6 protein-coding genes and 1 tRNA gene are annotated in these 4,971 nt (G+C 72.4%); 3 read left to right on the top strand and 4 right to left on the bottom strand.

Translation table 11 applies throughout. The annotated features are described in order from the left end of the window. Positions 1-506: Flp pilus assembly protein CpaB (gene cpaB / locus E1284_RS38380; RefSeq protein ID WP_131945053.1), on the top strand; the 506-nt coding region annotated here is incomplete at its 5' end. Positions 507-673: 167 nt separating this feature from the next. Beyond that, on the top strand, positions 674-1,105 hold the full coding sequence (locus E1284_RS38375) for an MscL family protein (RefSeq protein ID WP_131945052.1): 432 nt from the start codon (positions 674-676) through the stop codon (positions 1,103-1,105). Positions 1,106-1,123: 18 nt separating this feature from the next. On the opposite strand, the gene E1284_RS38370 is transcribed toward E1284_RS38375, so the two are convergent. Together E1284_RS38370 and E1284_RS38365 are read right to left on the bottom strand one after the other, a co-directional pair. Next, complete coding sequence (locus E1284_RS38370; protein ID WP_131945051.1) at positions 1,124-2,158, bottom strand: D-alanyl-D-alanine carboxypeptidase family protein; 1,035 nt, start codon at positions 2,156-2,158, stop codon at positions 1,124-1,126. Between the two features lie 82 nt (positions 2,159-2,240). After that, entirely contained in the window at positions 2,241-2,684 is a 444-nt protein-coding gene (locus E1284_RS38365; protein ID WP_131945050.1) for a hypothetical protein, read from the bottom strand. Between the two features lie 132 nt (positions 2,685-2,816). Between E1284_RS38365 and E1284_RS38360 the strand changes: the two genes are divergently transcribed. After that, positions 2,817-2,892: transfer RNA gene (locus tag E1284_RS38360), tRNA-Arg, on the top strand. 661 nt (positions 2,893-3,553) lie between these two features. On the opposite strand, the gene E1284_RS38355 is transcribed toward E1284_RS38360, so the two are convergent. Then, entirely contained in the window at positions 3,554-4,147 is a 594-nt protein-coding gene (locus E1284_RS38355; RefSeq protein WP_131945049.1) for a cysteine hydrolase family protein, read from the bottom strand. Beyond that, entirely contained in the window at positions 4,144-4,860 is a 717-nt protein-coding gene (locus tag E1284_RS38350; protein WP_131945048.1) for a FadR/GntR family transcriptional regulator, read from the bottom strand. Before E1284_RS38350 ends, E1284_RS38355 begins: the two co-directional genes overlap by 4 nt. Positions 4,861-4,971: the final 111 nt, after the last annotated feature.

Genomic DNA, 4,971 nt, shown 5'->3' with positions numbered 1-4,971 from the left:
GCCCGCCCCCGTCCGTCCGCGTCCTGTCCGCCGCCCGCGACCTCCCGGCGGGCACGCCCCTCACCGCCGCCGACCTCGGCCATGTCGACCTCCCGCCTCCAGCGGTCCCGTCCGGCGCGCTCCGCTCATCCGCCGTGGGCCGCGTCCTGGCGGGCCCGATGCGCAAGGGCGAACCGCTGACCGACGCCCGCGTCCTGGGCGAAGCCCTCCTCAAGGGCTACGCCCCGGGCACGGCAGCCACCCCGATCCGCATAGCCGACCGGGCAGCCGCCCGCCTACTCCACCCGGGCGACCGCATAGACGTCCTCTCGGCGCCACCCGCCGAGGGCCCGGAGCAGCACGGCGCCCGAGTCGTGGTGTCGGGAGTACCGGTCGTGGCGATCCCACCGGCGGTCGAGGACGGCGGGCAGGAAGGCGCCTTGATCGTCCTGGCGACCGACAGAGCCCAGGCCCTGGCCCTGGCAGCCGCCCCTCAGCCCCTGTCCCTGACGATCACCGCGAACTGACCGACCGGCTCTCCTCCCCCCGGCACCCCGCTCAACGCGGAGACGCGCAGACCGGGGGATCTCGGGAGCGACTTGGCGAATGCAGGAGGGTTCTCTACGATCCGTAGCCGTTCCGGTGCCCTCGTCAGCCAGGAGGGCACTCCCCCAATCTCCCCTGGAGTCCACACATGAGCGGATTCAAGAAGTTCCTCCTCCGCGGGAACCTGGTCGACCTCGCGGTCGCGTTCGTCGTCGGGGCCGCGTTCGCGGGGCTGGTGAAGGACTTCGCGAGTTCGTTCATCACCCCGCTGATCGCGCTCATCGGCGGCAAGCCGGACTACACGCGGCTGGCCGTCAGCATCAACGGCACGACGTTCCCGTACGGGATCTTCCTCACGTCCGCGATCGCGTTCGTCATCACGGCTGCGATCGTGTACTTCCTGGTCGTCCTGCCGACGGCGAAGCTGATCGAGCGGCTGGACCGCGGCAAGGAGGCCACCGAGCGCGAGTGCCCGCAGTGCCTCAGCGAGATCCCGGTGAAGGCCCGCCGCTGCCGCTACTGCACCGCGGAGCTCGTCCCCGCCAACGAGGTCCCGTCCTACCACCCGCACCGGCCGTAGGCACGCCGGGTACCGGGGTCAGCCGTCCTCGGTCCCGAACTCCCAGTGCCAAGGCTCGAACGGGTTGCTGTAGGCCCACGCCGGATGAATCCAGCCGTACTTGCCGGCGTGGGCCTCCATCCAGTTGAACTGGACCGAACCCGAGTTCTGGACGCCGCCACACAGGTCCAGGGCCTGCCCCTTGCCGTGGTTGCTCGTCCCGGGGACGGCCGCGAAACCGGGGCGCCGCGCGTAGACCGAGTGCTGTTCGGACAGGCTCCGGTAGGCGTCCGTCACGCACATGTCGCGGCCGAACCGGCGCTTGTACGCGGCGTTCAGCTTGTAGAAGGCCAGCGCCGCGTCCGCCCGCAGCTTGTGCCCGCCCTTCTGCGGCAGCGGGCACAGGTACTTCGACGGGATGAGCCCGTTGGGGAACTTCTTCGCGTCCGCGGCGAGGCTCTTGTCGCAGCCGAGCTCCAGCCGCTTCTGCCTGGACACCGCGAGCTTGTCGAGCATCGCGTTGAGCTGCTTGGTCAGCTGCGCCGACTTGTTCTTCAGCCCGTCCACCTCCTGCTGGAGGCGGGTCTGCTCCACCGCGTTGCGCGACTGCAGCTCCTGGGCGGTGGACGCGAGCCGCTGCCGGCGGTTCTGCAACTCGTCGGCACGGTCCACGAGCGCCTGCTGCGACCGCGCGAGCAGCGTCACGTCCGCCGTCGACCGCAGCGCCTCGCCCGGGTCGCCGCCCCCGAAGATCGCCATCGAGCCGGCCGCGCCGCTCTGCTGGTAGGACGAGTTCGCCAGCCTGGCCAGCGGCTCCCGGATCGTGTTCAGCTCGGCCTCGGCCACGGCGAGGTCCTTCAAGGTGGCGCGCAGCTTCACCTGCGAGGCGGCGAGCTCCTTCCGCCGACCCTTCATCTGATCGGTGGCCTTCTCCAGCTGGTCGCGGGCCTTCGCCGCCTCACGCCGCAGCGACTCCAGCGTGTCGGCCCGGGTCGCGGCCGCGGCGCCGTGCGGCGAGAGCACCGCCAACACCAGGAAGACCGCGGTCAGCGCCGCCGACCGAGGGTACGGCACGGTGGTTTTCCTCCAGATGCCCAAATGCGGAACAGCGGCAGAACGCTACTACAGGTTCTACGATGACCTGTGCGTAACCGGTTCACCGGTCACGGTAACCGTTCCGCTCGCACCACCGGCGCATCCACCAGACATCGTCCCACCCGGACGGGCACGGCCGGCGCACCCGCCCCGTCGGAGACGGCGTCGGCTCCGGAGTCGCGGCCTTCCGCGGCTTCGTCACCGGCGCGGGCGCCCGCTTCGGCACCGCCTTCGTCGCCGCCTGCTGCTCGGACTCGGGCGGCACGTACTTCCCGTACGTCGGCTCGGCCTCCGGCGGCGCCGGCGCCGCGTTCTGCACCGGCGTACTCGCCGTCTCCGGCCGCTGCGGGGCGGGCTCATCCCGCAGCCCGACCGCGATCACGGACGCCACCACGACGGGAACCAGGAAGGCACCGGCGATCACTGCGACCCGTCCGCCCCGGGACGCGCGCTCGTCCACCTCGTCCTCGGCCGCCTTGGGCTGCCCGCGATGCCGTCCCGTCACGGCACCGAAGCGTACCCACACCGGCCCCACCCGGCCTAGAGCCCCGGCCACCCCATAAGGGGAAGCGCGCACCGCTCCCCTTCCCCTACCCTGTACCTGCCGTCCGCTACGCTCTAGCGCGAGCGACGACACGCCTCCGTAGCTCAGGGGATAGAGCACCGCTCTCCTAAAGCGGGTGTCGCAGGTTCGAATCCTGCCGGGGGCGCCACCATCAGGACGCGCTGACCAGTCGAAAGACAGCGGCCGGGCAGCGCGTCCGCCGTTCCGGCAGACCACCACGGCTCCGCGCAGGCACCACCCGCCCATGCGCGACCCCGGGTGCGTCGCGAACGCCGCGCCCTCGGTACCCGCGTCCTCGCCGAGCTCCCCGGCCGCCATCGCGCAGATGTCCGCAGCAAACGAGCGCAGCCAAGGAACTCCGACATGTCCTTGAGGTCCCCCCGGCAACGCACAGGATCGCCGCCGAGCCGTGCTGCAAGACCGTGACGGCGGAAGCGGCAACCCGGCAAGCGTCAGGACCACCTAACGGCAGGACGCCGAGGAGCCGAACGGCGCCGGCGGCCGTGCCGTTCGGCCCGCCGCATGTGGCGTCATCCAGGCGCCGAGCAGGGTCGGCGGCGCCGTGCGGGGTCGGGCGGCGTGCGGGGTCGGCGGCGCCGTGCTCGGCGCGTCCGCGCTCCACTGCCCTGTACGCGTCCCCCGGACGCGCGGACGGCGCTGTGCTCGGCGCCTCCGCGCTTCGCTGCTCTGTATGCGCACCTGGCGCTGCTGCTCGCGCCGCGTTGGACGTGTCGCCTGGTCGGGCGGTGGCGCGCCGGTGGGTGCGCGGGGTGGGTTTGAGGTCCGTTGGGTGGTGACGGGTGCTTTTGTCAGGGGCGGGTCTGGGGTGTGGTGAGGAGGTCGGCTGCGTCGTTTACGGAGACTACGTTGGCGAAGACCGTGGCCATCAGGCGCAGGCTGTTCAGGTGGAGGTCCTCGAAGTAGCCGGCGACGGCCTCTCGTGCCACGACCGCCTTCAGGTCGCGGAAGAAGGCCGCGCGGACGGTCGACTCCACGCAGAAGTCGGTGCGGACGCCGGCCATCACGAGTGTCTCGACGCCGAGGTCGCGGAGCAGGTCGTCCAGGCCGGTGCGGTGGAAGGCGTCGAAGCGCGGTTTGACGATCTCGTGGTCGCCGGGCGCGCGGTCGAGGCCGGCGACCAGCTCGCAGCCCCAGGTCCCGCGCCGCAGGCCCTGCTCGCGCAGAAACGGGCTCCGTTGGGCGAGGAGTCCGACGTCGGCGTCGTCCGCCCACTCCATCCGCACCCAGATCACGGGGCGGCCGGCGGAGCGTGCCGCGGCGGCGAGGGTGTTGACGTTCTGGACCAGGCCGTCCAGCCCGGTGACGCGGAGCCCCGCCCGTGCGAACACGCCGTCGGGGTGGCAGTAGTCGTTCTGCATGTCGATGACGAGGAGCGCGGTCATGCGTCACCTCCGCGCGCGGCGGTCAGGCGGCTGTGCGCCGCGGCCGCCGCGTCCAGGCGCCCCGGGTCGCCGGCCGCGATCGCCTCCACCAGTTCCCGGTGGACGGCCGGGCCGTCCACATGGCGGGCGGCCGGCTCGTCGGAGGTGACGCCGCGCAGCCGGGTCTCCACGAACTCCAGCAGCGAGACGTAGGTGTGCTGGAGGATCTTGTTCGGTGTTATCTCCGCGAGGCGGCGGTGCAGCGCCCAGTTCGCGGCGAGGTAGCCGACGCCGCTCTCCGCCTCCGCCGCGGCCATCTCGCCGGCGAGCCGGCGCAGGTCGGCGATGTCGGCCTCGGTGCGGTGCCGCATGGCCTCGCGGGCCAGCAGCGGCTCCAGCGCGTCCCGCATCACCAGGCAGTCGGAGACGGGTACGGAGTCTCCGCTGAGTTCGAGCATCTTGCGGCCGAGCCGGACCAGCGGCGGCGGGGTCGCGACGAAGATCCCGCCCTTCACCCCCGGACGGACCGAGACCGTGCCGCGCGCGGTCAGCAGCCGGACCGCCTCGTTGAACGTCGCGGCGGCCACGTCGAACTCGCGGCGCAGGCTGTCCCTGGTGCCGAGGCGGTGGCCGTTCGGGAGGGCGTCCTCGGCGATGCGCGCCTCGATCCGCTTGGCGACGGTCTCGGCCCGGGACGGGCGGGGCAGGTCTCTCACCGGACTGTCGGTGCTCATCGGGTTCGTCCTTCGGCTGTGGCGTGGAGGGGCGGAACGGCATGGCCGCCGCGGGCTGCGCGGCCTTCCGGCGGCGGGAGCGGATCCGCCTCGCGGAGGAGGGTCCGTACG

This window comes from Actinomadura bangladeshensis, from assembly GCF_004348335.1.
GTDB classification, from domain to species: Bacteria; Actinomycetota; Actinomycetes; order Streptosporangiales; family Streptosporangiaceae; genus Spirillospora; species Spirillospora bangladeshensis.
This window is presented reverse-complemented; position numbering and strand designations above follow the sequence as displayed.